The following is a 268-nucleotide window of genomic DNA, read 5'->3' as shown; positions in this document are numbered from 1 at the left end:
GCCCTGCAGACCCGCGAACGGCGCGCCCTGCTCCTCGGCCACCGCGAGGTAGAGCGACAGCAGCCACGGCGCCGTGGCGTTGATCGTCATCGAGGTGTTCATCTGCTGGAGCGGAATCTGGTCGAACAGGGTCCGCATGTCGCCGAGATGGGCGATCGAGACGCCGACTTTGCCGACCTCGCCGCGCGCCAGCTCGTGGTCGGGGTCGTAGCCGGTCTGGGTCGGCAGGTCGAAGGCCACCGAGAGGCCGGTCTGCCCCTTGGCGAGG

The 268-nt window shown here is 69.8% G+C and carries 1 protein-coding gene; it reads right to left on the bottom strand.

All coding sequences use genetic code 11. From position 1 onward, the window contains the following. The coding region (locus CVH10_RS21045; RefSeq protein WP_369335935.1) for a methylmalonyl-CoA mutase family protein at positions 1–268 on the bottom strand (268 nt) is incomplete at both ends.

It is taken from the genome of Halomonas sp. ND22Bw, assembly GCF_003011945.1.
Taxonomy (GTDB): domain Bacteria; phylum Pseudomonadota; class Gammaproteobacteria; order Pseudomonadales; family Halomonadaceae; genus Halomonas; species Halomonas halophila.
Note: the sequence above shows the minus strand (reverse complement) of the source record. Positions and strands in the feature narration are given on the sequence as shown.